Here is a 24,298-nt window from a genome sequence, read left to right as displayed (position 1 = left end):
GCCGCGGCGAACAGGCTGGACACGCCAAGTTCGCCGTAGGAAAGGGTTCCTGATGTCTGGCAGTTCCCGCCGGGCCGCCGCGCTGCTGCTCGTCACCGCCTCGGCGCTGACGATCGGCATCGCACCGGCCTCAGCCGCGCCCACCTTCACCCCCGGCTCCCCCGGCGTCGGGGACCGGCTGCTGCCGGGACTGGGCAACGGTGGTTACGACGCCGAGGAGTACACAGTGGACTTCCGGTTCGAGCCGGGCGTGACCACCATGGCCGGGCGCACCACGATGACCGCCAGGGCCACCCAGAACCTGTCGCGGTTCAACCTGGACTTCGCCGGGGGCGTGGTGCACAAGGTGCGGGTGGACGGGCGTCGCGCCGAGTTCCGCCTCGAGGGCGAGGAGCTGGTGATCACCCCGGCCCGGCCGGTGCGCGCGGGCCGGGGCTTCGCGGTCGAGGTCGAGTACACCGCCGACCGCGCCGCCAAGGTGCCCTCGCCGGTGGATGAGACCGCGGGCTGGAGCAAGCTCGCCGACGGCGGATTCGCGCTGTGGTCCCAGCCGGACCGGGCGCACATGTTCTTCCCGGTCAACGACCACCCCTCGGACAAGGCCCGGTTCACCTACCGGGTGGACGCGCCCGAGGGCTGGACCGTGCTGGCCAACGGCATCCGCACCGGCGAGCGCACCGCGGGCGGCCGGACCGTGGTCACCCACCGCACCGTGCACCCGATCACCAGCCAGGTCGCCCAGCTCGCCGTCGGCAAATTCGACCTGGTCACCGGCACCGGCCCGCACGGGCTGCCACTGCGCAGCGCGGTCACCACCGGCAAGGTGGAACAGGTGCGACCGGCGCTGGACCGGATCAGCGGGCACCTGGCCTGGCTGGAACAGCGCATCGGCCGCCCGTTCCCCCTGGAGACCTACGGCGTGCTCGGCCTGGACGGCAACCGGCCCATGCACACCGACGCCCTGGAGACCGCGACCCTGTCCACCTTCCTGACCAGGTCGCTCACCGAGCTGGAACAGACCGAACCGGTCATGGTGCACGAGGCCGCGCACCAGTGGTTCGGCAACTCGATCTCCTTCCGCTCCTACGAGGACGTGTGGCTCAGCGAGGGCTTCGCCACCTACTTCGGCCAGCTGTGGGAGCAGGAGCACGGCGGCACCTCCGTGCCGGACAGCCTGCGCCGGATCTACGGCGCCGACCAGGAGGCCAGGACCGCACTCGGTTCCATCGTGGTCTCCAACGAGCCCAAGGGGATCTTCGGACTGGCCAGGGCGGGCGGCGCGCTGGTGGTCTACGCACTGCGCCAGGCCGCGGGCGAACAGACCTTCCAGCGGATCCTGCAGGCCTTCCTGGACCGGCACCGGGACAGAACCGCCAGTACCGCGGACTTCGAGCGGGTGGTCACCGAGACCGCAGGCCCGGAGATCGCCGGGGTGCTGCGCGACTGGCTGCACAGCCCGACCACGCCGCCGATGCCGGGCCACCCGGACTGGAAACCGGGCAGCTGACCCGCCGATTTGTCTAGATTCTCCGCCGCCATTCGGCCGAATGTGTGCACTCGTGAATCACCCTGGTGTGCCGGTATTCGGAAGCGGTTTACTCCGAAGTGGTCCGCTACCGGGAGGCACATCGTGGCGAGTGATCCAACAATTCAGGACGCCAACCTCGGCAAGATTTTCGACGCGCTCGACGTCACCAAGGACGGGATCATCTCCGCCGCGGATTTCACCGCGCTGGCCGAGGGGGTGGTCGCCCAGCTCGTGCCCGACGCGGAGGAACACCGCAGGCAGGACATCACGACCTCGTTCCTCGGCTGGTGGGCCCAGATCGAACGGGACGCCGACGCCGACGGGGACGGCCAGGTCAGCAGGGAGGAGTTCATCACCGCCACCGAGGCGGGGCTGGCGGGTAATCCGGAATACCTCGACGAGGCATATGCCAAGCTCGCGGAAACGGTGTTCGAGGCGCTCGACCGCAATGGCGACGGCGAGATCAGCCGGGACGAGTACATCGCCCTGTACCTCTCGGCGGAGGTGAGCGCCGAGATCGCGGCCACGGCGTTCGAGCGAATCGATCAGAACGGCGACGGTGTCATCGACTACGCCGAGTTCCGGGCAGCCTTGCAGGAACTGTTCACCACTTCCGACTCCGCTGCCCCCGGGGCCGGACTGCTCGGCTGACCGCGCGCGGCGCGGAGACGACCCTGCCCTGGAGCGCGACCCTCCACGGGCGGGGTCGCCTGCTTGACTCGACCGGGTGGATCAGTACCTTCGGCGGCTGGGTAGCACCGCCCAGGGTTCCTAGGATCCCAGGTCATGCAGCTACGTCGCCGTTTCCGGGTCTCGCGCACCGGGGCCCTCGCGCTGGCCGCCGCGCTGTCGGTGTCCATGGCGGGCATGGCCAGCGCCGCACCGGCGGACTGGGGCGCGCCGGCCTCCCTCGCGCCGATCGACCCGCAGCAGTGGGAGAACCCCGCTGACATGACGTGGTCGGACTACAAGAAGCCGCCGGGCACCGACTGGGCGAACCCGGCGGTCAAGCCGACCAAGCGGATGTTCAAGGGCGCTCTCGTCCTCGTCGACTACCCGGACCAGGAGTTCGCGGTCACCCAGCCGCCGAAATCCACCGTGTTCGGCAACCCCACCAACCTGGCCAACAACATCCCGCGGGCCCAGGTGGCGCAGTTCTACCAGGACTTCCTCAACAAGCCCGGCAAGGTCAACAACGGGCACACCATCAACGAGTACTGGATGGAGGACTCCGGCGGGCGGTTCGGCGTCGACCTCAAGGCCTTCGGCGCGTACCGGCTGCCCGGCAAGTCCTACGAGTACGCGATGGAGTTCCAGGGCTCGGGCGCCTGCCCGGCCGGGTCCAGCTGCAACAAGGACCTGCGCACCGACGCGGGCGCGGCCTGGCGCAAGGACGTCGGCACCGAGGTGCCCAAGGGCTTCGACTTCGTCTTCTTCCTCTCCGCCGGTCAGGACGAGTCCGGGACCTGGCAGGAGTTCGGGCCGATGATGTTCGAGAAGAAGGAGGACGTGCCGGACTCCTTCGGTCCGCCCGACCCCAACCTGCCGAACTGGGCCAAGACCCGTTACGTGGAGTGGACCTCGTGGAAGGCCGCGGCCTCCATCTGGCCCAACGCCGGCGGCGGCTCCTCCACCCAGGCGGAAAGCTCCGGGCAGAGCGTGTACGCGCACGAGTTCAGCCACATCCTGGGCATCGGGGACAACTACAACAACCCCTTCGGCAACCCGCCGGTGCGCGCCTACAGCGGCCCGTGGGACATGCTCAGCCGCGGCACCTTCAACGGTCCGGGCGGCACGCACACCCGCTGGTTCATCCCGCCGATGGCCGGGGCGTCCATGGGCGCGCAGCACATGCTGCGCAACAAGATGAAGCTCGGCATCGTGGACGAGGCGAACGTGCTGCGGCTGGACCGGGGCACGCTGACCACCTCCGGGGTGGCGGTGGCCACGGTGACCGCCCGCTCGGTGCAGCCCGGTCCCACCGGACTGGCCGGGATCAACGTGGTCATGCCCGGCGGGGACAAGGCCCCGGCGTGCAGCCAGGCCCGTGATCCGCTCTGCGACGGCCGCGGCTACCAGAACTACACCCTGGAGGTCGTGGACCGGATGGGGTCGGACTCCTTCACCCCGGACAGCGGCGTGCTGCTGGCCAAGACGAAGAACGCCGACGCCGCCCCGTTCAAGTGGGTTGTCGACGCCAACCCGCAGGACATCAACCTGGTCGACTACTACAAGCCGGACGGCACCCCGGTGAAGGTGACCATCGGCGATCCGCGCCAGCTGGCCGACGCGCTGCTCAAGGCCGGCAACGGGTCCAAGTCGATCTATGAGTACACCGACACCCACAACCGGCTGCACTTCTACGTCCTCGACATCAAGCGGGACACCAGGGGCGTGCTCTCCTACACCGTCGCGGTCCGCTCCCTGGACGGCGCGGGCGCGCACACCCGAGGGGTGTCCCTGGCCAACGCGCGCACCGGCTGGGTCGGCCGCCGCGGCGCCACCGCCTGCTCCTTCCCGCTGACCAACACCGGCAAGGCCAGTGGCAACCCGGCCGCGCACCTGCGTTCGGACGTCTACCGGCTCAAGGCCGAGGTCAGCGGCGCGGGCTGGCAGGTCCAGCTGCCCAACTCCCTCGCGACGGCCAAGTTCGGCGAGAAGGTCGACGTGGCGGTGAACGTGGAACGCACCACCGCGCAGGCGATCGAGGCCGCCACGGTGAAGCTGACCGCGGTGTCCGAGACCGACCCGAGCAAGACCGCGACGGCGACGTGCACCGTCCTGTCCTGATCCTGCTCATCAGCGCGACGCTGGCGGCGGGGTGCAGCAATGCCCCCGCCGCCAGTCCGCTGCCGGTGAAACTCCTGGTCCGCGACGGGGCCATGCGCGAGGTCGGCGGCGACTGCTCGGGCACCGGCGCCTACCAGGCCATCCACCCCAACGCCGGGTTCCGGCTCACCGACGCCGAGGGCAAGCAGCTCGCCGACGGGAAACTGCCGCCGGGCAAGGCGGTCAAGGCCATCGACGAACCGCTGAAGGTCCCGCGCGAACCCACCTTCTGCCAGCTGGAGTTCACCGTGGCCGTCCCGGCCGCGACCGGCTACCGGCTGCACGTCGGCGACCTGCCGCCGATCGAACTGGCCCGCGACCCGAACCTGGGCGAGCAGGCGCCCCTGGTGGGATTGACGACGTGAGAACCACCCTGGCCCTGCTGCTCGCCCTGCTCCTGGCCGCCTGCACCGCCGCTCCCCCGCCCGCCCCGGTACGCGGCGGATCCGCGGCGCTGCCGGGGCCACTGCCTTCCGGGGTCACCTTCCGCCCGCCGCCCCCGGAGGCCGCGGCCGCGCCGGACTTCACCGTGCCGCTCACCGACGGCGCCAAGGTCACCGCCTCGGCGCTGTGGAAAGACCGGCCCCTGGTGGTGGTGTTCTTCAGTTCGTGGTGTGCCAAGTGCGGCAGCGAACAGGCCAAGCTCACCGAGCTGGCCACCACCTACCAGGACAAGGTGGTCTTCCTCGGCGTGGCCGCCAGGGACACCGAGGCCGATCTGCGCGGCTACCTGGACAAACACCAGGTGCCCTATCCGGTCGGGCTGGACGACCAGCAGCAGACGATCGGCCGTGGCTACGCGCTGGCCGAACCGCCGCTGCTGGCCGTGGTGGCCCCCGGCGGCGTCCTGATCAAGGGACTGACCTCGGCGAACGCCGTCGGGGACGCGCTGCGGCAGTTAGTCGGCTGAGCAGAGGGCGGACCACACACCGGGCCGTCTAGGCTTCCCGCTGTGTCCCTTTCTCTGACGATCTCCCGGGCCCGCCTGCTGGCCGCGGGCGCGGTGACCGCGCTCGGCCTGCTGGTCGCCGGCTGCACCCCCAGCGAGGCGCCTGCCGGACTGGAAGAGCTGGCCAAGGCCAACACGACCCCGTCCGCGGCCGCGGCGAGCAGCTCCGCGGCCACCAGCGCCGCGGGCAAGCCCGCGGGCGCGCCCTGCACCATCGACGCCTTCAAGGTCGAGGGCGCGGCCAACGCCAAGCCCACGGTGACCGTGCCGACCGACTGCTCGGCGCCCACCACCCTGCTGTCCAAGGACATCACCCCTGGCACCGGCGCCGGGCTGAAGTCCGGTGAGACGGTCGAGGCGCACTACCACCTGACCACCTTCTCCGACCGCGCCTTCAAGCAGTCCTCCTACGACGGCGGCAAGACCTTCACCGCGCCCATCGGTGTCGGCCAGGTCGTCAAGGGCTGGGACCAGGGCCTGATCGGCCAGAAGGCGGGCTCCCGCCGGCTGCTCGTCGTCCCGGCCGAGCTGGGTTACGGCGCGGCGGGCAAGGGCGACATCGCGCCGAACGAGACCCTGATCTTCGTGGTCGACCTGGTCAAGATCACTCCGGGCGCCGGTTCCTGATCGAGCCTGACTCAGCGGTTGGCCGGGGTCTCGTCCAGGAACACCTTGGTGACGACCCGGCCATCCGCGGTCAGGTATCCGTGCAGCATGCCGGGGGTGCTGTGCGGCGCGTCGAACTCGCCTGCCCGGTTGAGCGCGATCACGCCGCCGGCGCCGCCGAGCGCGGGCAGCCGCCGCACCACCACCTCGAAGGTGGCCTCGGCCAGTGACCGCCGCCCGAACTCGACCAGGTTCGAGATGGTGCCCGCGGCCGCGCCCCTGATGAACACCTCACCGGCGCCGGTGGCGCTGACCGCGGCGGTGTCGTTGCGCGCGTAGGTGCCCGCGCCGATCACCGGCGAGTCGCCGATCCGGCCGGTCATCTTGTTGGTCAGCCCGCCGGTGGAGGTGGCCGCGGCCAGGTCGCGGGCCCGGTCCAGGGCGACCGCGCCGACCGTGCCGTGGGCCTGCGGGTCGGCCAGGTCCCTGGTGGCCGGGTTCTTGGCCTTCATCAACTGGTCCCAGCGGGCCTGGGTCCAGTAGTGGTCCTGGGTGACCGTGGGCAGGCCGTTGCGGGCGGCGAAATCGTCCGCGCCCTCCCCAGCGAGCAGCACGTGCTTGGACTTCTCCATCACCAGGCGGGCCGCGGAGATCGGGTTGCGCACGTTGCGCACCCCGGCGACCGCCCCGGCGGCCAGGTCCCGCCCACGCATGATCGAGGCGTCCAGCTCATGCCCGGCGTCCTCGGTGAACACCGCGCCCTTGCCCGCGTTGAACAACGGGTCGTCCTCGAGCACCTTCACCGCGGCCTCGACCGCGTCCACACTGTTCCCCTTGTCCCGCAACACCTTCTCCCCCGCCCGCAAGGCAGCGGTGAGGCCGTCCCGGTAGGCGCGTTCCACCTCGGGGGTGGTGTTCTCGCGGACCAGGCCGCCGCCCGCGCCGCCGTGCACGGCCAGCACCACGTTCCGCGCGTCCGGGGCCGGTCCGCGCCCCTGCTCCGCCGCGGGTTCGGGCGCCGGCGGTTCGGGCAGGGCGCTGCTCTGCGGGCCGACCAGCAGCAGGGCGGCGGCGGTCAGCGACACGATGGTTCGTCCTCGCATGGCGGGATCCCTCCTCAAGGCTGTGTTCCCTGCCTAGGGCGAGCGGGCCCGCGGCGGCACCGGCCGATAGGCCAGAATGTCTGACCATGAGCCAGCCGCGGGTAGTCGTGCACGCCAGTCCGGACCTGCTCGCCGCGGCGGTCGCCGCCCGACTGGTCACCGCCCTGGTCGACGCCCAGGCCACAACCGGCACCGCCAGCCTGGTGCTCACCGGCGGCCGCACCGGCAACGCGGTCCTGGAACACGTGCGCGACCTGCCGGCCCGCGACGCCGTCGACTGGAGCCGGGTCGACCTGTACTGGGGCGACGAACGCTTCCTGCCCGCCGGTCACCCCGACCGCAACGAGACCCAGGCCAGGACCGCCCTGCTGGACCACATCCCGCTTGATCCGGCCCGGGTGCACGCGATGGAACCCAGCGACGGCCGCTTCGGCGACAACCCGGACGCCGCCGCCGAGGCCTACGCCGAGATCCTGGCCAGGAACGCGGTGGCCTACGGCTCGGTGCCGGTCTTCGACGTGTGCCTGCTCGGCGTCGGCGAGGAAGGCCACACCGCCTCGATCTTCCCGGACTCCCCCGCCGTGCACGAGGCCAGCCGCACCGTGGTCGCGGTCCGCGACTGCCCCAAGCCCCCACCCACCAGGGTCAGCCTGACCCTGCCCGCGATCCGCACCGCACGCGAGGTGTGGCTGATGACCACCGGCGAGAGCAAGGCCGGTCCGGTCGCGCAGGCGCTGGTCGAGGGCGACGAGGTGGCGATCCCGGCGGCCGGGGCCCGCGGCGCCGAGGGCACCCGGTGGCTGCTGGACACGACCGCCGCCGCCCAGGTCCCGGCCAGCTTCCTGCCCCCGAAGGCCTGACCCCGGCCCGCGCCCGGCGTCGTCCCGGTCCGCTCAGCCCTGCCGCTGTCGCGGCACCACCAGCCGCAACCAGGCCCGTGGCGCCAGCAACTCCGCCGGACTGTCGATGTTCTCCCGCCCGGCCGCCCGCTGCAGCACCCGCCGCCCGGTCTCCTCGGCCACCCCCGGCGGCACCACCAGCAACCGCAACCCACCCCCGGCCCGGCCCAGCACCAGCACCATCGCCGGGTCCAGGGCCGCCGAGCGGCGCAGCACCACCGGCCAGCCGCCGGCGAGCACCCGTCGCGGCGCGGGTCCGAACGCCTCCGGGTTGAACACCACCCGCCCGATCGGCCCCAGCCGCACCGCGAGCAGTTCCAGCAACGGCGGCAGCTCCACGCCGAGGCAGCCGGTGTGCGGCCACCAGCCGCCGTCGAGCAGGCCCACCGCCGACTCCCGCGGCTTGAGCCGGAGCCGGAGCGCGCGCCGGGCGGCGCTGGGCGGGTGAGTCAGGTCCGAGCGCATGCCGGTGGTCCCGTCTCCGGGCGCGGGGCGCGGCCGGTGTCGGTGTGCGCCGGAGACGGCGCCGGCTCGGTTGCCGACGTGCGCGACGTCCCCGCCAGCCCCGACCCTACGCCCAGGGACACCCCCGGAACCGGCCGTGACAGGGTTGTCCCCATGCGATACCCGGGCGCGCATCCCGAGCACGAGCGGCGGTTCCGCCGCTTCCCTCGGCTGGCCTACGTCACGATCATCATCACCCGGGTGCTGGCCGGTGTCCTCGGCCTGGCCCTGCTCGCCCTGTGCGCGCTGACCTTCCGCGCCGAACCCGCCCCGGCCCACGGCCGCGCCACCCTGGCCGAACCGTGCGCCACCGGGGTCTGCGCGGTCACCGTGACCTGGGCCGACCGCGGCGCCGAACGCGCACTGCTGAGCGTGACCCGCGCCGAACGCGACCAGGCCGCCCAGGGCATCGAGGTGTGGGGCCGCAAACCCTTCCCCGGGTTCTGGGGGCGCACCGAACTGTCCACGACACCACCCGCGCCGCAGGGTCCGCGGTGGGGGTTGCGGATCGCGTTCCTGCTGATCGGCGGGCTGCTGCTGGCGCTGGGTGGCTCGCGCCGGTTCGGGCCCGCGCTGGCCCGGCTGATCAATCCGGCCGGGTGGCGGCGGGCCCGCCGGTTCTACGGCGCCGAGGCTGGGCCGAACCGGTGAACGTGGCACCAAACGACTGAGCCGGGGCCTGCCAGCCCGGGACCATGCAGTCCTGACCTCGGCAGTCAGGAGGGAGCATGGTCCGGCGCTGGCTCCAGCTCCAGCTCCTGCTCGCCCCCCTGCTGCTCATCGCCTGCGACCCGCAACCGCAGGTCGGCTTCACCCCGGTCCTGCTGCCGGTGAAGTTCAGCGTCAGCGCGAGCGGCGTCAGCGTCTCCGGCGACAAAACCCTGGTGACACCCATCGGCGTGTTCTCCATCGGCGCCAAGTACAGCCTGCCGGACAAGGACGCCGACTCGATCTACGTCGTGATCAGGGACCGCCGCCAGGGCGACACCGGCTTCGACCACACCTACCAGGTGCGCTCCGGCCGGGGCGAGTTCACCGCGGTGGTCGACGGGCGCACCACGGTGCAGGTGGTGGACCGGCAGGTGCTGATCGACGTCACCGAAGGCAAGATCGAGTCCATCGAGCTGAAGGGCGTCGAGCAGGTCGCCGCGGTCAAGGAGGACAACCCGCTCGTCCGGTTCGTCGACAACTGGACGGCGCACTGGCGGGAGTCGATCTACGCGCCGTTCGCCTTCTTCCGCTGGGCCTACGACGACTCGACCATGGGTGAGTGGTACGGCCTCGGCTTCGTGTGGTTCCTGCTGCGCCTGCTGTTCGCGCTGTTCCTGCTGGTTCCGGACCTGATCCTGACCGGGGTGTTCGCCGCGGCGGGCCTGGGCTACGCACTGCTTGGGGAGACCGCCCGCAACATCGTCTACGGCCTCGCCGCGCTGGTCGGGTTGTTCCTCGTGGTCGCCGTGGTGGCGGTGGCCAACGACTGGTGAGACGGGAGAACCCGGTCCGACCGTGCCGGACCGGGCCATGGGCCGCCGGGAGTTACTTCTCCCACCAGCCCTTCTTCTCGTTCTCCTCGATGTTCTCCGGGTTGAAGTCGTCCTTCGCCCAGGTCTTGCCGCCCTCCAGGCCCACCTTGATCGGGGCCTGCCACAGGTATTCCTTGCCCGCCTCCGCGCCGACCCGCTTGCCGTAGTCGGCGGCCTGCCCGTAGTCGTCCTTCAACCCGTCCAGCCTGGGTATCTGCTCGCCCCGGTTGCCCCGCAGGCCGCGCAGCATGCTCTGGTTGGTCTTGCTCACGCTCTTGGACAGGTCGAACCCGCTGCGGCTGTACTTGCCCAGCCCGCCAAGGCCCTTGATCTTGCTGGCCGCCTTGGCCATGTTCTGGATCATGGTGGAGAGCACCCGGTTCAGGCCCGAGCACAGGCGCAGGAACTTGGTGAAGTACTTCATGATCTTCGAGACGGCCATGCCGACCCTGGCGATCACCCAGGACACCCCGGCCGCGATGGAGGCGCCGAAGGTGCAGAAGGCGGTCAGGCCGGCCGCGATCATGGCCTTGATGATCTCGGCGACCACGATGGAGATGGTGTCGCGGACGATCGCGCGCACGATCGCCATCGCCTCGCCGAGCCCGCCCGCGGCCTCGGAGGTGGCCTTGGCCTCGGCGCTGATGGCCAGCAGGCTGTCGTTGACGATGGTCATCTGCTCGCTGAACGCCTGCTGGGCGTCGCCGCTCCAGCCGCCGATCTGCGCGTTCAGCTCATTGCGGGTGTCGGTGGCCAGGTCGGTGAGGTCCTTGGACACGTTGTGCCAGGCCAGCACGCCCTTCTTGACCTCGCCGTCGTCGCCGCTGATGTAGTCGAGGCACTCCTTGAGCGGGCCGATGTGCTCCATCGCCCAGCCGATGCCCGCCTCCAGCAGCGAGCCGAAGGGGTCCATGACCACGCCGACCGCGTCGAAGGCCAGTCCGGCCGCGGACGCGCCAGCCTCCGGGAACTCGCCCTGCACCAGCGCCGAGACCGTCTCCGCGGTGCTGCCGATCGCGCCGGAGCCGTCCAGGGCCTTGGTCGCGCCGTCGAAGTTGGGAAACCACTCCATGACTCAGTTCACTTCTTCCCGTCGAAGGAGTCGCGGACCGCGTCCTCCGCGTCCTGGTAGGTCAGCGCGGCGTCCTTGAGCGATTTGGCCACGTCCTGCAGGCCCTGCGCGCCGTCCTCGATCCTCGCCCTGGCCTCGCTGGCCTGCTTGTTGAGGTCGCCGGCGAACTGGGTGCCGATCACGCCGTAGGCCTCGTGGCCGAGCTGGATGCCTGCCGCGGTGGCCGCCTGCCTCGACAGGCCCTCGCCGATGCGCGCCAGGGTGGCGGCGTACCGCTCCAGCTCCGCGCTCCTGGTGGTGAACTTGTCCGCTGTCATGACTGCCTTCCCCAGTGGTGCCACACCGTCGTCCGCGCCCTCGGATCAGCGCAGGATCGGGCCGCCGAAGTCGTCCTCGTCCTCATCCCGGCCGGTCCGCCGCGGCGGTTGCTGGGACGGGCGCGGCGGGGTGTTCGGTTCCCGCCGTTCCGGGCCTGCCGCCGCGGTGTCCTCGTCCTCGGCGGGCGGCAGGTAGCCGCGCAGCATGGCCATGGTCTGGGTGGCGTCGCCGAACAGCGGGGTCACCACCTCCTCCAGCTGCCTGCCTGCCTGCGCCTGGGCCTGCTGGGCGAGCTGTACGAGCAGCTGGCCGAGGTTGCGCAGTGAGGCGTCCACCAGCGAGGGGTGGATCTGCACGTCCTTGAGCGACCCGTTGACGTGCACCTCGACGCTGATCTTCCCGTCCGGAGTGCTCGCGCGGCCGCTGAGCTGTTGCAGCTCTCCGGAGACCGCGTCCACCGCCGCCAGCCGGGCCCGGTTCTCGCGTTCCATGCGCGCTACCCACGCTTCGGGGTCCACAAACATTCACCTTTCACTCGCCCGCCCTGCCCTGTTGTCCCCCGGTCAGACCACAACGGCGGCCTGCCGGTTCCCTCGGACGGCCGTAACTGTGTGGCAATTTCCCGGACACCGCCACCGGATGTAGTGGTCTGTACCATTCCGCCGGTCAACGGCGGTGCCGACTGGACCGTTCGATGGCCGGACACATGGTTCGAAGTTGTCAAACTGATGACACGCCCACGTTCGGAGCAACGACCCCGTCGAGCGGCCGAACTGGGAACACGCTGCGTAGTCACGGATGACTCGGTCAATCTGACAAACTTTGACAACCCCGCAGGCTGTCTGGGGAGTCAGTTGCAGCCGGATCATGACAAGCTGGACAGACTTGTCAACTGACCCTGTTGTTTGGCAGCAAGCTGCCGTACGGTGGGGTCGATCGGACGGGTGACTCGGAGGTGCTGCTCTGGTCACGAAGAGGTGGTCCGGGCCCGGCCTGCGTCAGGCCGCCCCCGACCCAAACGTGAGCACGGAAACCCGCGGCGACCGCGGGCCGGACGGGCTGCGCTGCCTGCGGCGCACCCTGACCGACCTGGCGCTGATCGCCCTGGCGGGACTCGACGTCGTGGTCAACACGACGCCCTCGACGCACTACTCGTTCCTGCTGCCGGTGCTGGCCTGTCTGGCACTGCTGTTCCGCAGGGAGTTCCCGCGCACCGCGCTGCTGCTGACCATTCCCGGCCTGGTGGTGGGTTTCACCGTGCTGGCCGCGATGGTCGCGCTGTACTCGGTGGCGCGGGCACGTCGCCTGGACTGGCAACTCATCGGCTGCGGGCTGCTGGCCTTCGGCGGTTGCCTGACCCTGGGCCCGATGCAGTTGTTCCCCGACGTCGCCGTGCACGAGGCGTGCCTGCGCGCGCTGTACGCGGCACTGCTGGCCGGTGCGCCGATCGCGGTGGGCCAGCTGGTGCGGGCCCGCTGCGAGCTGACCGACAAGCTCACCGAACTGGCGGCCGGGCGGGAACGGCAGCAGAAGCTGCACGATCACGCGGTGCGCGCCGAGGAGCGGACCCGGCTGGCCCGCGAGATGCACGACGTGGTCTCGCACCAGGTCACGCTGATCGCCATCCAGGCGGGCGCGCTGCAGGTGGTGGCCGAGGACCCGGATTCCCGGGAGATCGCGCTGACCATCCGCAGGCTGTCCAACCGCACCCTGGAGGAACTGCGCAACCTGGTCGGCCTGCTGCGTTCCTCCACCCTGGACTGCGAGGCGGCTCAGCCGGGCCTGGAGGACGTGCCGGAACTGGTCGCCGACAGCGGCCTGCCGACCACGCTGACCATGGGCCCGATGCCGGGTCCGGTGTCCCCGCAGCTGGGCTGCGCGGTGTACCGGACCGTGCAGGAGGCACTGACCAACATCGGCAAGCACGCTTCGGGGGCGCCGGTCACGGTGCACCTGGGACTGGCGGGCGGCAGCCTGCACGTGGAGGTGCGCAACGCGAGCCCGCGCGGTCAGGACGGCATGGCGCCGCTGCCGCCGGGTGGGCACGGACTGATGGGCCTGCGCGAGCGGGCGGCGATGCTCGGTGGCACGCTCACCGCGCAGCCGACCGAGGACGGCGGGTACGTGGTGCACGCCAGTTTCCCGCTCACCGCGGAGAACCTGGCCGCACCGGCCCCCGCGGGCCCGGTCCCGGTCTCCTCCCCCACCGCCGCGACTCCGGTCCCGACGGACGGCCCCGCGCCGTCCAGCCCGGCTCCGGCGCCCGTGCCGGTGACCGCCCGGCGGATCTCCCATGCCGCCGCGAGCGGGCAGTCCGCGCTGGCCTCGGCCGAGCATCTGGCGATGCTGCGCCATCCCCGGCCGCGGGAACCCAGTCCAGCGGAACTGCACCTGTCAGCACAGTGACTACGGGGGCAGGGATTCCTGCCTCGCGGTGACAAGCCCAGGTCAGGGCGGTCCGGTGGCACGCGGTCGGCTCATGCTGAGCCCATGACCGACGTCCTGTCCGCCGGATCGCACCTGATCGAGGTCGGCGGCATCCGCCAGCGCTACCACGTGGCAGGCACCGGCCCGCTCTGCCTGGTCCATCCCGGCGGTCCCGGCATCCACTGGGAGTACTTGCGGATGCCCGCGCTGGAACGCCACCTGACCCTGGTCTACCTGGAGCCGGTGGGCACCGGCCGCAGCGAGGCGCTGCCCGGCGGCCGGTACACGGTGCGCCGCTACGCCGAGTTCGTCGACGGCGTGATCGACCACCTCGGCGGCCCCGAGGTGTACTTCCTCGGCCATTCGCACGGCGCCTTCGTCGGCCTGCAGTACGCCCTGGACCACCCGGACCGGCTGAGCGGACTGATCCTCTACGACGGCGCGCCCACCATGGACACCCCCGAGTTCGCCGAGGAACTCGCCAGGGGCGTGCGGGACCGGCTGGCCGCGCACCCCGGCGATCCGGACACCGAGCGGGCCGCGGCCGCCTTCGGCCGGACGCCGATCACCGACGACGCCTCACTGCGCGCCTACCTGGGCACCGTGCTGCCGCTGTACTTCGCCGACTACGCCGGCACCGACCTGTCCGGCTGGCTGGGCACCCTGGACGCCACGCACGACCCGGACCGGCTGCGGGAGCCCTGGGACGTCCGCGACGACCTGGATGTCATCCACACCCCGACCCTGGTCATCGTGGGCAGGCAGGATTTCATCTGCGGCCCGCGCTGGGCCCAGGAACTGGCCACTGGCATCCCCACCGCGCGCCTGGTGGTCCTGGAGCACAGCGGCCACTTCGGGCACCTGGAGGAGCCGGAGCCGTTCCTCGGCGCGGTGACCGCCTTCACCGGGTCGGCTCAGCGGGTCTCCGCGGTCACCCAGTCCAGGTAGCCCGCGGAGCCTGCCACGACGGGGGTGGCGATGAGTTCGGGTTCGTCGTAGCCGTGCCGGGCCCGCAGTTCGGCGAGCAGGGCGTCCAGGCGATCGGCGCTGGTCTTGCATTCCAGGCGCCACTCCGGATCGGACTGGATGGCGCCGTTCCAGCGGTACACGCTGGTCACGGGCAGGATCTGCACACAGGCCGCCAGGCGGGCCTCGACCACGGCGGCGGCGAGAGCGTGCGCGGCCTCGGGGGTGTCCAGGGTGGTGGTGACGATCAGGTGCTCGGCCATGCCGCACGGTACCGGGCCCGGACAGCAGACGGCCCGGAGGCGGACGGCCTCCGGGCAGTCGTCTCACTGACCCCTGCGACAGGCCGCTTCCGACACCGCGACCTGCTTCGAACCGGCCGTGCCCCACACGGCCGTACCGCCAGTCGTTCCCCTTGTCAGGCCGAGACTCAGGCCTCGCCGCGCTGGGCCCGCAGCCGGGCCAGGGCCTCTTCCAGGATCGCCTGGCCGTCGGCGTCGGAGCGGCGCTCCTTCACGTAGGCCAGGTGAGTCTTGTAGGGCTCGTTGCGCGGCGCGGCCGGAGGGGCCTGCTCGTTGCGACCTGCCGGGAGCCCGCAGCGCGGGCAGTCCCAGCTCTCCGGTACCTCGGCCTCCAAGGCGAAGGACGGCCGGACCTCGTGCCCGTTGGCACAGAAGTAGGCCACCCGTTGCCTCGGCGCCGACTCACCTCGTTCGGACTCGCCCATCGGGCCAGCACCGACTCGGGTGCCGCGGATCGCGTTACCGCCAGCCATCGACCCTCACTTCCCCCGTCATGTATTTGCCCCTGGTGCCTGTGTTCACTTGTCAAACCCGGATCCGGACTGTCAACCGTTGGAACGGCCGAGGCCCGGATCCGGTTCCCTCAGCTCAGCTCAGGTCGCCGCTGCCGGGGCGAGCTTCATCAACAGGCCGACGCCGATGATGGAGATCAACCAGACCGCGCCGAAGAACAGCGTGAGGCGATCCAGGTTCTTCTCCACCACGCTTGAGCCGGACAGGCTCGACTGCATACCGCCGCCGAACAGCGAGGAAAGCCCGCCGCCCCGGCCACGGTGCAGCAGCACCAGGAGCACCAGCACCACGCTGGCCACGATCAACACAATCTGAAGAGTCAGCTTCATCTCATCCTCGCCGTACCGCGGTAGACGTCACAGAGTACCGGTAAGGGCGGCCGACTTGGACCGCCCTCCGGATCATTGCCGTACGTAATGGCGATTGCACTACGTAATGGCCAGGTCACGGCCTTACGGCAGCGGGCCACCGGCGGCGAGTGCGCAGAGTTTCGCGAACTCCTCCGCGTCCAGGCTGGCCCCGCCGACCAGTGCCCCGTCGATGTCCTCCTGCTTGATCAGTTCGGCGATGTTGCCGGACTTGACCGAGCCGCCGTAGAGCACCCGCACCGAGGCCGCCACCTCGGGCCCGTACTTCTCCGCGAGCTTGGCCCGGATCGCCCCGCACACCTCCTGGGCGTCGGCGGCGCTGGCCACCCGCCCGGTGCCGATGGCCCAGACCGGCTCGTAGGCCACCACGACCTGCTGGACCTGCTCGGCCTTGAGGCCCTTGAGCCCGGCGATGAGCGCCTCGGTGGTGTACTCCACGTGCGTGCCGGCTTCCCGGATCTCCAGCTTCTCGCCGATGCAGAAGATCGGCGCGACGCCGTGCTTGAGCGCCGCGCGGACCTTCTTGTTGACCAGGTCGTCGGTCTCGCCGTGGATCTCCCGGCGCTCGGAGTGGCCGACGACCACCCAGGCGCAGCCGAGCTTGGCCAGCATCGGACCCGAGATGTCCCCGGTGTAGGCGCCGGAGTCCGACGGCGAGAGGTCCTGCGCACCGTAGGTGAGCAGCAGCTTGTCGCCGTCCTTGAGGGTCTGGATGCTGCGGATGTCCACGAACGGCGGCAGCACCGCCACGTCGACCTTGTCGTAGTACTTGTCCGGCAGGGAGAACGCGAACTTCTGGACCAGCGCGATGGCTTCCAGGTGGTTCAGGTTCATCTTCCAGTTGCCGGCGATGAACGGCTTGCGCGCCATCAGTCCTCCAGGACGGAAACGCCGGGGAGTTCCTTGCCCTCAAGGAATTCCAGGGATGCTCCACCACCGGTGGAGATGTGCGAGAAACCGTCCTCCGGCAGGCCGAGCAGGCGCACCGCGGCCGCGGAGTCACCGCCGCCGACGACGGTGAACGCCGAGGAGCCGACCAGCGCCTTGGCCACCGAGCGGGTGCCGCTGGCGTACTCGGCGACCTCGAACACGCCCATCGGCCCGTTCCAGAACACGGTCTGGGCGTCGGCGAGCTTGTCCGCGAACAGGCGTTCGGTGTCCGGGCCGATGTCCAGGCCCATCCGCCCGGCCGGGATGCCGTCCACCGGCACCACCACGGGGGCGGGCTGGGAGTCGGCGCCGAAGTCCGGGAACCGCTCGGCGGTGGCGACGTCGACCGGCAGCACCAGTTCCACGCCGCGCTCGGCCGCCTCCTTGAGGAAGCCGCGCACGGTGTCGAGCTGGTCCTCCTGCAGCAGCGACTCGCCGACCTCGTGGCCCTGGGCCTTGAGGAAGGTGTAGGCCATGCCGCCGCCGATGAGCAGGCGGTCCACCTTGGCCAGCAGGTTGGAGATCACGCCGAGCTTGTCCGAGACCTTGGACCCGCCGAGCACGACCACGTACGGCCGCGCGGTGTCGGTGGTGAGCTTGCGCAGCACCTCGACCTCGGCCAGCACCAGGCCGCCTGCGTAGTGCGGCAGCAGCTTGGCCACGTCGTAGACCGAGGCCTGCTTGCGGTGCACCACACCGAATCCGTCGGAGACGTAGGCGCCGTCGGCACCGAGCAGCGCGGCGAGTTCGGCGGCGAAGGCGGCCCGCTCGGTCTCGTCCTTGCTGGTCTCGCGCGCCTCGAAGCGCACGTTCTCCAGCAGTGCCACCCTGCCGTCGGTCAGACCGTCCACAGTGGACTTCGCCGAGGGGCCGGTCACGTCGGCGGCCAGGGCCACCTCGGCGCCGAGCAGTTCGCCGAGGCGCGCCGCGACCGGGGCGAGGGAGAACTTGGGGTCGGGCTCGCCCTTGGGGCGGCCCAGGTGTGCCGCGACGAGCACGCGGGCCCCGGCCTCGGTCAGCTGCCGCAGGGTGGGCAGCGAGGCGCGGACCCGGCCGTCGTCGGTGATGACGGAGCCGTCCAGAGGAACGTTGAGGTCGGCGCGCACCAGCACGCGCCGACCGGCAACACCCTCGGCGAGCAGATCTGCCAGGGTCTTCACAGTTGTCTCTCCGTCAGAGCTTCGAGGCGACCAGCGCGGTCAGGTCGACCAGGCGGTTGGAGTAGCCCCACTCGTTGTCGTACCAGCCGACGACCTTGACCTGGTTGCCGATGACCTTGGTCAGCGGCGCGTCGAAGATGCAGGACGCCGGGTCGGTGACGATGTCGGAGGAGACGATCGGGTCGGTGTTGTAGCGCAGGATGCCCTTGAGCGGGCCGTCGGCCGCGGCCTTGACCGCGGCGTTGACCTCCTCGACGGAGGTCTCCCTGCCCACCACGACGGTGAGGTCGGTGGCCGAGCCGGTGGGCACCGGCACGCGCAGGGCGTAGCCGTCCAGCTTGCCCTTCAGCTCCGGCAGCACCAGGCCGATGGCCTTGGCCGCACCGGTGCCGGTGGGCACGATGTTCAGCGCGGCGGCGCGGGCCCGGCGCAGGTCCGAGTGCGGCGCGTCCTGCAGGTTCTGGTCCTGCGTGTAGGCGTGGATGGTGGTCATCAGGCCCTTTTCGATCCCGAAGGTGTCGTTGAGGACCTTGGCCATCGGCGCCAGGCAGTTGGTGGTGCAGGAGGCGTTGGAGATGACGCTCTGCGACCCGTCGTAGAGGTGGTCGTTGGCGCCGAGCACCACGGTCAGGTCCTCGCCCTTGGCCGGGGCGGAGATGATGACCTTCTTGGCGCCACCCTCGTCGATGTGCTTGCGCGCGGCGTCGGCGTTGGTGAAGAACCCGGTGGACTCGACGACGACGTCGACACCCAGGTCCTTCCACGGCAGCTTGCCGGGGTCGCGCTCGGCGAGGGCCTTGATGACCTTGCCGTTGACCGAGATGCCCTCATCGGTCACCTTGACCTCGCCGTCGAGGCGGCCCAGGATCGAGTCGTACTTGAGCAGGTGCGCCATCGTGGCCACGTCACCCAGGTCGTTGAAGGCCACGATCTCGATGTCCCGGCCACTGGCGGCCAGGGCACGCCAGAAGTTGCGGCCGATCCGACCAAAGCCGTTCACACCCACGCGAACCGTCACGGTGCGTCTCCTCGAAGTTCGTCCCGGCCGTCCAAGACCGGGCGCTAACCGGCGTTTGCGCATTCACCCTAGCGGGCGGGAATGTCGCTGGTCACGGCCACCCGGGGAACTGGCTTGATCGAGACAGAGACCGAGGTCTCGGCGGTCCCCGCGAGTGGCTGCTAGCCGGAGGGCCCTCGGTCTGCTAACGGACCGCCCTGGGCAGGTGGCATTGGGTGCCGAAGGAGAAGGAGACCCGGCCGCGCTGTACCCACAGACGCAGGGTGGCCTCCTCCGGATCCCGCAGCGGAGTCCACCGCTCGCCGTCGCGGCCACCTTCCAGCGGCGGGCCGGTGAACCCGGCGGGCCGCAGCGCCGCCCGGAACGCCTGCTCGATCGCCCGCAGTTCCTCGGCGCTGAACTCCCGGCCGCCCGGACCGCTGACCTGCGGCGGGCTGCTGTCGAGACGGACGCGGTCGGTCAGCTCCCGCCCTTCGGGATGGCCGGAGCAGGGTCGCTCCTGCCGGAACAGGCTGGGCCAGCGCACGCCCGGCACCGCCTCGGCCAGCCGCCGGTCCAGCTCGGCCCGTGCGGATTCCAGCCGGGCCCGAACCTCTTCCAGGGGACTGCGCGCCCGCATCGCGGCGATCTCACGCTCGTGCTCAGCGGCCCGTTCCCGCTCCTCCGACCAGGTCCGGTCCGCCGGACTCGGCCGCTCCGTGCGCACCGAGACCGCCACTCCCAGCGTCGCCACCGCGACGGCGAGGGACCCGAGGACCAGCCAGCGCCGGTTCCAGGGCCGCGCCCGCCGGAAGACGTAGGCCGCCACCATGAGCAGCACGCTCGCGCCGAACCCGCCGAGCAGCCCCCGGTTCACCGCGGACCGGGTGGCCGGATCGCAGCCGCCGCCCCTGGGGAATTCCCGGGAGCAGTCCATGCCCAGGGTCATGAACTCCACGAACAGCGGGCCGAACAGGATCATCGGCAGCAGGGCGACGGTGCCCAGGATCGCGCTGCCCGTGGCGATGGGCGGCTTGACCCGCTCCCCCGGTCCGGTCACCCGCCGGAGTGTCCCAGGTTCAGTCGGCCGGCCCGGGGATGTGCGCGGCGAAGTACCCGGCCACCCCGTGCAGCACCCGGGTGACCAGCGCCAGCTCCGCCGGCGGCAGCGCACCGAAGAGCGCATCGGCCAGTTCCGCCGCCGAGTCGCGCATGTGCTCGATCGCGGTGCGCCCCTTGACGGTCAGGTCCACCGCGATGGCCCTGCGGTCCTCCGGGTGCGCGCCGCGGGTGACGAACCCGGACTCCTCCAGGGCGTCGACCAGGGTGGTGACGTTGCGTGGGGTGACGGCCAGGGCGTCGGCCAGGGCGCGCTGGGTGATCGGGGCGAGGGGGGCGAGGGTCCACAGGGCCTTGGCGCGGGCGGGGGTGAGGCCGTCGGCGTGCAGGGTGGCGGTCATCTCCTGGTTGATCAGGTCGTTGGCCAGCATCAGCGCCCCGAACGCCGACTCGGCAGATGATGTACCATGTTCACTATGTCCCATATTCACCATGCTACCGCGTGGTGCCGAGGAAGGAGCGAACCGTGGACGCCGTCGCCGAGCGGAACATGAACACCATGCGCACCACCTACCGGACGCTGCAGGGCGGCGACCTGGACGCCTGTGTGCGCCTGCTGACCGAGGACTTCATCGCCAACATCCCCGGCGTGCCCGAGCCCTTCCACGGCCGCGAGGTCTGGCGGATGGGCGCCCAGGCCATGCTGACCGCCTTCCCCGACCTGGACATCGAGATCGAGAACATGCTCGCCGCGGGCGATCAGCTCGCCGTCCGGGCCCGTTTCCGCGGCACCCACCGCGGCGAGTTCAACGGCGTCCCGGCCACCGGGCGCCGGGTGGAGTTCTGGAGTGTGGAGCACTACCGCTTCACCGCGGACGGACGTTTCGCCGAGGAGTGGGTGGCGCCGGACATCGCGAACCTGATGCGGCAGCTCACCGAGGACGCGCCGGGCTGAGCGGGACGCCCGGCGGGGTGCGTTTCGCTGCCCGGCGGTGGCACATCCACGTCACGGGCACCCCGGTGACCTGGGGTTCTGCTATGACCTCGGCATGGAGACGATCAGCGCCGAACTGGCCGAGCAGTCCGAGGCCGAGGCGATGCACAGCCTGGTCAGCCTGTTGTCCGCGGAAACCCGGCGGGAGCTGGGCGTCGCGGTGACCCGCCTGGGCGGCGGGGTCGTGGTCGCGGTGCGGAACGATCCGTCCGGGTTCTGGAGCCGGGCGGTCGGGCTGGGCCTCACCGAACCGGTCACCGCGGCGCTGATCGGACAGGCGCGCGAGTTCCTCGCCACGCACGGGGTGGGCTCGGCCACCGTGCAGATCGCGCCCTCGGCACTGCCCGCGGACTGGGCGGAGATCGCCGCCAAGCACGAGCTGACCGAGGGCGCGCTGCTGGTGAAGGTGGCGGCGCGGCTGGACGCGATCGTGCCGCCCGAGCCTGCCCCCGAACTGCGGGTGGCCGAGGTCACCGCGGCCCAGGCGCCGCGGTGGGCGACGGTGATGGCGGAGGTCTTCGGGCTGCCCGGTCTGGTGTTGCGCCGGGTGGCGGAGGCCTCGGTCGGGCGGACCGACCTGGGCTGGCACGCCCTGGGCAGCTGGGACGGCGGGGACCTGGTGGGCACCGCGATGCTGCGGGTGCACGGCGAGGTCGGCAACATGTTCAGCGGCGCCACCGTGCCCGCCGCGCGCGGCCGGGGCGGGCAGAGCGCGCTGCTGTGGGCGCGGGCGGAACTGGCGCGGGCTGGCGGGGCGCGGTGGCTGGTGTCGGAGACCGGGGCCGAGCAGCCGGGTGAGCACAACTCCTCGCTGCACAACATGCTGCGGGCCGGGATGGCCGTGCGGTACGAGCGGCGGAACTGGACCCTGCGCACCGGGGCGGAGTGAGCGCGCGGCCGGGGTTCCTCGGCCAGCCGCGGGCCCTGGCCACCCTGTCCGGCACCCAGCTTCGGCGGGTACGGCGGGCTGGTGTTCCTGGCCTCGGTGGGCGGGGCCTGGGTGGCCGACCGGCTGCTCGGCGCGGACCGCACGGTGTTCTACGGCGGCCTGGCCGTGCTGCTCGGGCACCTCGCGCTGGCGTCGCTGCCGGGACCGCCGGGGGTGGCGGCCGGGCTGCTGTTGCTGGTCCTGGGCTCCGGTGGGCTGACGCCGAACACCACCGCGCTGGGCGCCCTGCTACTGGCCAGCGGCGGATGGGTGCGGCGGCTCATGCACGGCGTCCACTGAGCCAGGCCCGGTGGACGCCGTCCAACGGCTAGGCGTCGAGCATGTCCGCGGTGACGGCGCTCTCGGTGTCGCCGACGCCGAGTTCGCGGGCCTTCTTGTCGGCCATCGCCAGGAGACGCCTTATACGGCCTGCCACCGCGTCCTTGGTCATCGGTGGTTCGGCGAGCTGGCCCAGCTCCTCCAGGGACGCCTGACGGTGCGCCAGGCGCAGCTGACCGGCGGCGACCAGGTGGTCGGGGACGTCGGCGCCCAGGATGTCCAGGGCGCGTTCGACCCTGGCGGCGGCGGCGACCGCGGCACGGGCGGAGCGGCGCAGGTTGGCGTCGTCGAAGTTGGCCAGCCGGTTGGCGGTGGCCCTGACCTCGCGGCGCATCCGGCGTTCCTCCCAGGCCAGCACGCTGGAGTGCGCGCCGAGCCGGGTGAGCAGCGCGCCGATGGCGTCGCCGTCGCGGACCACGACCCGGTCGGCGCCGCGCACCTCGCGGGATTTGGCCTGGATGCCCATCCGCCGGGCCGCGCCGACCAGCGCGAGCGCGGCCTCGGGGCCGGGGCAGGTGACCTCCAGGGCGGAGGAGCGGCCGGGTTCGGTGAGCGAGCCGTGCGCGAGGAAGGCGCCCCGCCAGGCGGCCTCGGAGTCGCAGGTGCCGCCGCTGACCACGTGCGCGGGCAGCCCGCGCACCGGACGGCCCCTGGGGTCCAGCAGGCCGGTCTGGCGGGCCAGGCCGTCGCCGTCCTTGACCACCCGCACCACGTACCGGGTGCCCTTGCGCAGCCCGCCCGATGTGATCACGTGCACGTCGCTGATGTGCCCGAACAGTTCCTGGATCTCCTTGCGCAGCCTGCGCGCGGCCGACCCGGTGTCGATCTCGGCCTCCACCACGACGCGGCCGGCCACGATGTGCAGCCCGCCGGCGAAGCGCAGCAGCGAGGACACCTCGGCCCGGCGGCAGCAGGTCTTGGTGACAGCGAGACGGCTCAGCTCGTCCTTGACCGACGCGGTCATCGCCATGGCTGGCCCTCCTTGAGTGCGCCGGATCCCTGTCCTCGCGGACCGGGGATCTCGGCTAGTGCTTCGTGCAGACTCACCGCGAGCGCGGCCGGATCGTGCCGGTCCGGGGCGCCGTGGTGGCAGATCTTGCGCAGGGTGGTGACCGCGCCGAGCGCGGCGGCGGCCCGCCGCAGCCGGTCCGGGGTGGACACCGAGTCGACGTCGGCGACCACCGCGTCCACCCGCAGCCGCGGCGCGTGCTCGGCCAGCACGTGCAGGTGCTGTTCCGGGGAGAAACCCTCGGTCTCCCCCGGCTGCGGCACCAGGTTGAGCACCACGACCTTGCGCGCGGTGGTGTCCACCAGTGCCTCGTGCAGTTCGGGCACGAGCAGGTGCGGCAGCACGCTGGTGAACCAGGAGCCGGGTCCGAGCAGCACCACGTCGGCCTCGGTGACCGCGGTGACGGCCTCCTCGCAGGCCTTGGGCGCCGCGTAGCCGGGGGCCGCGCCCTGCAGCCGGACCCGCTGGACCCGGCCGGGGGTGCTGGCCACGGCGACCTGGCCGCGGATCCGGCGCACCGATTTCGGGTCGTCGTCGAGACCGAGGACATCGGCCTCGATGTCCAGCGGCACCCGGCTCATCGGCAGCACCCGTCCACGCACTCCCAACAACTTGCGCACCTCGTCCAGCACCGCCACCGGATCGCCGAGGACCTCGAGGAGCCCGGCGAGCACGAGGTTGCCCACCGCGTGCCCGGCCAGCGCGCCCGATCCGCCGAAGCGGTGCTGGAACACGTCCGTCCACAGTAGACGATCTTCGTCCGGGTCCGCCAACGCGGTCAGTGCCTTGCGCAGGTCGCCGGGTGGCAGCAGGCCCAGTTCCCGGCGCAGCCGCCCGGAGGAGCCGCCGTCGTCGGCCACCGTGACCACGGCGGTGACGTCGTGGGTCATCCGCTTGAGCGCGGACAGCGTGGCCTGCAGGCCGTGGCCGCCGCCCAGTGCGACGGCCCGCATCGGCCCGCCCGGATTTCCGTTG

Annotated in this window: 29 protein-coding genes; 14 read left to right on the top strand and 15 right to left on the bottom strand. The window is 71.6% G+C overall.

Annotated elements, in window-relative coordinates; all coding sequences use genetic code 11:
* Nucleotides 1–52: 52 nt before the first annotated feature.
* The 6 genes from HNR67_RS19155 to HNR67_RS46275 all read left to right on the top strand — a co-directional run bounded on the left by HNR67_RS19155 (nucleotide 53) and on the right by HNR67_RS46275 (nucleotide 5,933).
* Nucleotides 53–1,507, top strand: coding sequence for a M1 family metallopeptidase (locus tag HNR67_RS19155; protein WP_185003619.1), 1,455 nt, complete (start codon nucleotides 53–55; stop codon nucleotides 1,505–1,507).
* A gap of 123 nt (nucleotides 1,508–1,630) precedes the next feature.
* On the top strand, nucleotides 1,631–2,179 hold the full coding sequence (locus HNR67_RS19150; protein WP_185003618.1) for an EF-hand domain-containing protein: 549 nt from the start codon (nucleotides 1,631–1,633) through the stop codon (nucleotides 2,177–2,179).
* A gap of 135 nt (nucleotides 2,180–2,314) precedes the next feature.
* Nucleotides 2,315–4,318, top strand: coding sequence for a M6 family metalloprotease domain-containing protein (locus HNR67_RS19145; RefSeq protein WP_185003617.1), 2,004 nt, complete (start codon nucleotides 2,315–2,317; stop codon nucleotides 4,316–4,318).
* Nucleotides 4,300–4,722, top strand: a complete 423-nt coding sequence (locus tag HNR67_RS19140; protein WP_185003616.1) for a hypothetical protein — start codon at nucleotides 4,300–4,302, stop codon at nucleotides 4,720–4,722. The genes HNR67_RS19145 and HNR67_RS19140 overlap by 19 nt, the downstream gene beginning before the upstream one ends.
* Nucleotides 4,719–5,267 (top strand): TlpA family protein disulfide reductase, encoded by a 549-nt coding sequence (locus tag HNR67_RS44550; protein WP_185003615.1) that lies wholly within the window; start codon nucleotides 4,719–4,721, stop codon nucleotides 5,265–5,267. Before HNR67_RS19140 ends, HNR67_RS44550 begins: the two co-directional genes overlap by 4 nt.
* A gap of 42 nt (nucleotides 5,268–5,309) precedes the next feature.
* Nucleotides 5,310–5,933, top strand: a complete 624-nt coding sequence (locus HNR67_RS46275; protein ID WP_185003614.1) for an FKBP-type peptidyl-prolyl cis-trans isomerase — start codon at nucleotides 5,310–5,312, stop codon at nucleotides 5,931–5,933.
* An 11-nt stretch (nucleotides 5,934–5,944) separates the two neighbouring features.
* On the opposite strand, the gene HNR67_RS19125 is transcribed toward HNR67_RS46275, so the two are convergent.
* On the bottom strand, nucleotides 5,945–7,015 hold the full coding sequence (locus tag HNR67_RS19125; protein WP_185003613.1) for an isoaspartyl peptidase/L-asparaginase family protein: 1,071 nt from the start codon (nucleotides 7,013–7,015) through the stop codon (nucleotides 5,945–5,947).
* Between the two features lie 86 nt (nucleotides 7,016–7,101).
* Between HNR67_RS19125 and pgl the strand changes: the two genes are divergently transcribed.
* Nucleotides 7,102–7,875: a 6-phosphogluconolactonase gene (gene pgl / locus HNR67_RS19120; protein ID WP_185003612.1), complete on the top strand. Its 774-nt coding sequence runs from the start codon at nucleotides 7,102–7,104 to the stop codon at nucleotides 7,873–7,875.
* 33 nt (nucleotides 7,876–7,908) lie between these two features.
* Here pgl and HNR67_RS19115 read toward each other — a convergent pair whose 3' ends face one another.
* A complete protein-coding gene (locus HNR67_RS19115) occupies nucleotides 7,909–8,379 on the bottom strand; it encodes a DUF5994 family protein (RefSeq protein WP_185003611.1) in 471 nt (156 codons plus the stop codon).
* A gap of 153 nt (nucleotides 8,380–8,532) precedes the next feature.
* On the opposite strand from HNR67_RS19115, the gene HNR67_RS19110 reads away from it, so the two are divergent.
* Both HNR67_RS19110 and HNR67_RS19105 read left to right on the top strand, forming a co-directional pair.
* Nucleotides 8,533–9,069, top strand: coding sequence for a hypothetical protein (locus tag HNR67_RS19110; protein ID WP_185003610.1), 537 nt, complete (start codon nucleotides 8,533–8,535; stop codon nucleotides 9,067–9,069).
* 77 nt (nucleotides 9,070–9,146) lie between these two features.
* On the top strand, nucleotides 9,147–9,902 hold the full coding sequence (locus HNR67_RS19105; protein ID WP_185003609.1) for a hypothetical protein: 756 nt from the start codon (nucleotides 9,147–9,149) through the stop codon (nucleotides 9,900–9,902).
* 52 nt (nucleotides 9,903–9,954) lie between these two features.
* Here the strand turns inward: HNR67_RS19105 and HNR67_RS19100 are convergent, their stop codons facing one another.
* The 3 genes from HNR67_RS19100 to HNR67_RS19090 are packed head-to-tail and all read right to left on the bottom strand — an operon-like array spanning nucleotide 9,955 to nucleotide 11,822.
* Nucleotides 9,955–11,013 (bottom strand): WXG100 family type VII secretion target, encoded by a 1,059-nt coding sequence (locus tag HNR67_RS19100; RefSeq protein ID WP_185003608.1) that lies wholly within the window; start codon nucleotides 11,011–11,013, stop codon nucleotides 9,955–9,957.
* Nucleotides 11,014–11,021: 8 nt separating this feature from the next.
* Nucleotides 11,022–11,330 carry a type VII secretion target gene (locus tag HNR67_RS19095; protein WP_185003607.1) on the bottom strand — a complete coding sequence of 103 codons (309 nt, stop codon included), beginning with the start codon at nucleotides 11,328–11,330 and terminating at the stop codon, nucleotides 11,022–11,024.
* Nucleotides 11,331–11,375: 45 nt separating this feature from the next.
* Nucleotides 11,376–11,822, bottom strand: coding sequence for a YbaB/EbfC family nucleoid-associated protein (locus HNR67_RS19090; protein ID WP_185003606.1), 447 nt, complete (start codon nucleotides 11,820–11,822; stop codon nucleotides 11,376–11,378).
* Between the two features lie 529 nt (nucleotides 11,823–12,351).
* On the opposite strand from HNR67_RS19090, the gene HNR67_RS44540 reads away from it, so the two are divergent.
* Entirely contained in the window at nucleotides 12,352–13,737 is a 1,386-nt protein-coding gene (locus tag HNR67_RS44540; protein WP_185003605.1) for a sensor histidine kinase, read from the top strand.
* Nucleotides 13,738–13,821: 84 nt separating this feature from the next.
* Nucleotides 13,822–14,706, top strand: a complete 885-nt coding sequence (locus HNR67_RS19080) for an alpha/beta fold hydrolase (RefSeq protein WP_185003604.1) — start codon at nucleotides 13,822–13,824, stop codon at nucleotides 14,704–14,706.
* Here the strand turns inward: HNR67_RS19080 and cutA are convergent.
* The 8 genes from cutA to HNR67_RS19040 all read right to left on the bottom strand — a co-directional run bounded on the left by cutA (nucleotide 14,673) and on the right by HNR67_RS19040 (nucleotide 20,484).
* Nucleotides 14,673–14,987 (bottom strand): divalent-cation tolerance protein CutA, encoded by a 315-nt coding sequence (gene cutA, locus HNR67_RS19075; protein ID WP_185003603.1) that lies wholly within the window; start codon nucleotides 14,985–14,987, stop codon nucleotides 14,673–14,675. The two genes, HNR67_RS19080 and cutA, sit on opposite strands and share 34 nt — an antisense overlap.
* Before the next feature lie 167 nt (nucleotides 14,988–15,154).
* A complete protein-coding gene (locus HNR67_RS19070; RefSeq protein ID WP_185003602.1) occupies nucleotides 15,155–15,499 on the bottom strand; it encodes an RNA polymerase-binding protein RbpA in 345 nt (114 codons plus the stop codon).
* A gap of 120 nt (nucleotides 15,500–15,619) precedes the next feature.
* Nucleotides 15,620–15,868, bottom strand: a complete 249-nt coding sequence (gene secG / locus HNR67_RS19065; RefSeq protein WP_185003601.1) for a preprotein translocase subunit SecG — start codon at nucleotides 15,866–15,868, stop codon at nucleotides 15,620–15,622.
* 123 nt (nucleotides 15,869–15,991) lie between these two features.
* Nucleotides 15,992–16,777 (bottom strand): triose-phosphate isomerase, encoded by a 786-nt coding sequence (gene tpiA / locus HNR67_RS19060; RefSeq protein WP_185003600.1) that lies wholly within the window; start codon nucleotides 16,775–16,777, stop codon nucleotides 15,992–15,994.
* Nucleotides 16,777–17,997: a phosphoglycerate kinase gene (locus HNR67_RS19055; RefSeq protein WP_185003599.1), complete on the bottom strand. Its 1,221-nt coding sequence runs from the start codon at nucleotides 17,995–17,997 to the stop codon at nucleotides 16,777–16,779. Before HNR67_RS19055 ends, tpiA begins: the two co-directional genes overlap by 1 nt.
* A gap of 13 nt (nucleotides 17,998–18,010) precedes the next feature.
* Nucleotides 18,011–19,015, bottom strand: a complete 1,005-nt coding sequence (gap, locus tag HNR67_RS19050; protein WP_185003598.1) for a type I glyceraldehyde-3-phosphate dehydrogenase — start codon at nucleotides 19,013–19,015, stop codon at nucleotides 18,011–18,013.
* A 184-nt stretch (nucleotides 19,016–19,199) separates the two neighbouring features.
* Entirely contained in the window at nucleotides 19,200–20,054 is an 855-nt protein-coding gene (locus tag HNR67_RS19045; RefSeq protein ID WP_185003597.1) for a hypothetical protein, read from the bottom strand.
* Nucleotides 20,055–20,073: 19 nt separating this feature from the next.
* Nucleotides 20,074–20,484: a MarR family winged helix-turn-helix transcriptional regulator gene (locus HNR67_RS19040; protein ID WP_185003596.1), complete on the bottom strand. Its 411-nt coding sequence runs from the start codon at nucleotides 20,482–20,484 to the stop codon at nucleotides 20,074–20,076.
* A 95-nt stretch (nucleotides 20,485–20,579) separates the two neighbouring features.
* On the opposite strand from HNR67_RS19040, the gene HNR67_RS19035 reads away from it, so the two are divergent.
* From HNR67_RS19035 to HNR67_RS19025, 3 genes are all read left to right on the top strand, one after another.
* Nucleotides 20,580–21,008, top strand: a complete 429-nt coding sequence (locus tag HNR67_RS19035; protein WP_221489963.1) for an ester cyclase — start codon at nucleotides 20,580–20,582, stop codon at nucleotides 21,006–21,008.
* Between the two features lie 37 nt (nucleotides 21,009–21,045).
* On the top strand, nucleotides 21,046–21,936 hold the full coding sequence (locus HNR67_RS19030) for a GNAT family N-acetyltransferase (protein ID WP_185003595.1): 891 nt from the start codon (nucleotides 21,046–21,048) through the stop codon (nucleotides 21,934–21,936).
* Nucleotides 21,937–22,017: 81 nt separating this feature from the next.
* Nucleotides 22,018–22,275 (top strand): hypothetical protein, encoded by a 258-nt coding sequence (locus tag HNR67_RS19025; RefSeq protein ID WP_185003594.1) that lies wholly within the window; start codon nucleotides 22,018–22,020, stop codon nucleotides 22,273–22,275.
* Between the two features lie 28 nt (nucleotides 22,276–22,303).
* Here the strand turns inward: HNR67_RS19025 and whiA are convergent, their stop codons facing one another.
* Both whiA and HNR67_RS19015 read right to left on the bottom strand, forming a co-directional pair.
* Nucleotides 22,304–23,284, bottom strand: a complete 981-nt coding sequence (gene whiA / locus HNR67_RS19020; RefSeq protein WP_185003593.1) for a DNA-binding protein WhiA — start codon at nucleotides 23,282–23,284, stop codon at nucleotides 22,304–22,306.
* The gene (locus tag HNR67_RS19015; RefSeq protein ID WP_185010839.1) at nucleotides 23,275–24,276 is read right to left on the bottom strand and encodes a gluconeogenesis factor YvcK family protein; all 1,002 of its coding nucleotides are present in this window, start codon (nucleotides 24,274–24,276) and stop codon (nucleotides 23,275–23,277) included. The genes whiA and HNR67_RS19015 overlap by 10 nt, the downstream gene beginning before the upstream one ends.
* Between the last annotated feature and the right edge of the window lie 22 nt (nucleotides 24,277–24,298).

It is taken from the genome of Crossiella cryophila, from assembly GCF_014204915.1.
Lineage (GTDB): Bacteria > Actinomycetota > Actinomycetes > Mycobacteriales > Pseudonocardiaceae > Crossiella > Crossiella cryophila.
Note: the sequence above shows the minus strand (reverse complement) of the source record. Positions and strands in the feature narration are given on the sequence as shown.